Here is an 807-nt window from a genome sequence, read left to right on the forward strand (position 1 = left end):
CGGTTTTTTCACCCAGTCTTTGTCGGACCGTGATCCTGAGCTTTTCGGCTCGATCACATCCGAGCTGGGCCGTCAGCGCGACGAGATCGAGCTGATCGCGTCGGAAAACATCGTCTCTGCCGCCGTGATGGAGGCGCAGGGCTCGGTGATGACCAACAAATATGCCGAAGGCTATCCCGGTCGTCGCTACTATGGCGGCTGCCAGTTCGTCGACATTGCCGAAAACCTGGCCATCGACCGCGCGAAAGAGCTGTTTGGGTGTGGCTTTGCCAACGTGCAGCCTAACTCGGGCAGCCAGGCGAACCAGGGTGTGTTCCAGGCGCTGATCCAGCCCGGCGACACCATTTTGGGCATGAGCCTCGACGCCGGTGGTCACCTGACCCACGGCGCGCGTCCAAACCAGTCGGGCAAGTGGTTCAACGCCGTGCAATACGGTGTGCGCAAAGAAGACAACATGCTCGACTACGATCAGGTCGAGGCGCTGGCCAAGGAGCATAACCCCAAGCTGATCATCGCAGGCGGCTCGGCCATCCCGCGTCAGATCGACTTTGCCCGCATGCGCGAGATTGCCGACATGGTCGGCGCCTACCTGCACGTGGACATGGCGCATTTCGCCGGTCTGGTGGCCGCAGGCGAGCATCCCTCGCCTTTCCCGCACGCGCATGTGGCGACCACGACAACCCACAAGACCCTGCGTGGACCGCGTGGGGGTATGATCCTGACCAATGATGAAGATATCGCTAAGAAAGTGAATTCGGCGATCTTCCCCGGCATTCAGGGTGGCCCGCTGATGCATGTCATCGCAGG

The 807-nt window shown here is 61.1% G+C and carries 1 protein-coding gene; it reads left to right on the forward strand.

Going from position 1 to position 807, the window contains the following annotated elements:
• Window positions 1-807, forward strand: an 807-nt coding sequence (glyA, locus tag ACR0AI_RS21910) for a serine hydroxymethyltransferase (protein ID WP_480677204.1), incomplete at both ends; no start/stop codon positions are given.

The sequence above is a fragment of the Ruegeria sp. BG3 genome (genome assembly GCF_056538485.1).